This window comes from Cupriavidus sp. GW821-FHT07C08, from assembly GCF_059419025.1.
In genome coordinates this window covers 1-1,500 of the sequence record NZ_JBWKQZ010000074.1, presented here as the reverse complement: position 1 = coordinate 1,500, position 1,500 = coordinate 1, and the positions used below count along the sequence as shown (strand labels likewise).

Here is a 1,500-nt window from a genome sequence, read left to right as displayed (position 1 = left end):
CTTGCCTTTACCCACAACTTCCGGCGGCTTACTCGTTTTTCTGGAAGATCCGATACATTTCGGTGATTTCGTGCAAAACGAGGAAGCCGCGCCAGAGGACAGTAGCACCGGGGGGATCGTCGTTTTTGCGACCCAGGTAGCCACCGAGCTTGGCGACCCAAAGGACCGCTTCGCTGAGTTTGGGTGCCTGCTCCGGTGGCTTGGTTGTGCCGTGCATGCGGCAGTACAAGGCCTGCCATTCGAGCGATTGCAGTAGCACCGAGCAAGGGATATCGGCTTCGAGCCGGCCCAGCATAGTCGCGTACAAGATGCGCCAGCCGATTACGGCGAACAGCGCCGTGGCCCGCAGGAACCGCTCCAGCGTCCCGAACTGCCGGGCTTCGATCTGGCAGCCACTTTTCAGGACACGATGCCAGGATTCAATGGTCCAGCGACGGGCGTACCAGCTCAGCCGTTCGAGCACATCTTCCAGCGTTTGGGTGGGCATCGAACTGAGCAACATCCATTCGAGCGGCTCAACGCCTTCGGGCGGGTCGAGTTCCAGCGCGTGAATGGCAAACACTTCGAGACTCGGTAGATCCTCTGCACCACGGCTGCGCGGCGGTCGCAGTTGGACGGGCACACAGCGCAAAGCCAGTCGGGCGCTACGCGCCTGCCTGGCGCCGCTCCTGGGCACGTGCAGTACGGTCTCCCCAAGTACAGAAGCCGCAGCAACCGTCTCCCACAGATACTTCTCTGCGTGGTCCACGCCCCGATTCCAGGCGGCCCGCACCAACCAGTCCACCCCCGCTGGGCGCGGCGCCAGGAACACGTCATACACATCGCCCTCGCGATCGCTGACGGCAACAAGGTGCGTGTCCGGACACTGCATCTTGAGCGGCTCAAGGCATTCCAGCCCCTCCAGCCACTTCACGCTTTCCTTCTCGCGAATGGACAGTGCCCGGCGCTGCTTGGCCTTGCCCGATGCTTGCGGCGCACGCACCCACGTCTTCATGCTCAACACGCCCAGTGGCAGGCCCTCAGGCGTCACCGCCAGCACGCTGTGCAACATGAATCCGTGCAAATTGCCGCCCGTGCCGTGACCAAGTCCCTCAGTCGCGGGCAAATTTGCCAGATTGAATTCCGTGGTGTCCTGCACCGCCAATACGACAGGCACCTGCTGCATGCGACCCACGGTTTGAGCGACGTGGCTCGCCAGTATTCCGTCCGGGTCGACCGCCTCATTATCAAAGAAGCGATATGCCGCCTTGAGTTGGGCGCCACTCAAGGCCTGCGGGAACGAAACATGGGCTTTTTGCGCCAGTCCGCGCGCCAATGCCACAAGGCGCTGCGTGCGACGTGCATCGCCCAACTGAGCGCCACCGAATTCGTCGCTGGCCCAGTCTTCCAGATCTTCCGTATCAGGCAAAATTGCCACCACTGATTGTCAACTTCACCCGAAGTTAACACCGTCCAATCCCGTTTACAACCTTTCCTATCGAGATGTGGGTAAAGGCAAGC

The 1,500-nt window shown here is 61.2% G+C and carries 1 protein-coding gene; it reads right to left on the bottom strand.

Annotated elements, in window-relative coordinates; genetic code table 11:
* Window positions 1-28 precede the first annotated feature (28 nt).
* Window positions 29-1,420: an IS4 family transposase gene (locus AC07UK_RS38715; protein WP_234942747.1), complete on the bottom strand. Its 1,392-nt coding sequence runs from the start codon at window positions 1,418-1,420 to the stop codon at window positions 29-31.
* Between the last annotated feature and the right edge of the window lie 80 nt (window positions 1,421-1,500).